This is a genomic window from Enterobacter sp. UNJFSC 003 (genome assembly GCF_036903355.1).
Classification (GTDB): Bacteria; Pseudomonadota; Gammaproteobacteria; order Enterobacterales; family Enterobacteriaceae; genus Enterobacter.
On sequence record NZ_JBAKHK010000344.1, the window covers coordinates 1 to 237 of the forward strand.

Annotated in this window: 1 pseudogene; it reads left to right on the plus strand. The window is 47.7% G+C overall.

The features are described from left to right. Positions 1-200: pseudogene (locus V5P19_RS24465) on the plus strand (gluconate permease); the annotation flags it as partial. Positions 201-237: the final 37 nt, after the last annotated feature.

The window sequence follows — 237 nt, forward strand, 5'->3', positions numbered from 1 at the left end:
CCGATCCCGCTTTAATGGTACTGGCAACCGGTGCGGGCAGCGTGATCGCGTCACACGTAAACGACCCTGGCTTCTGGCTATTTAAAGGGTATTTTAATCTGACGGTTGGTGAAACGTTGCGTACCTGGACGGTGATGGAAACCCTTATTTCTATTATGGGTTTGCTGGGCGTGTTAGCCATTAACGCCGTATTGCACTGAAAGAATAAAATATTGTGATGTAGTTTCGGGGGAAGAT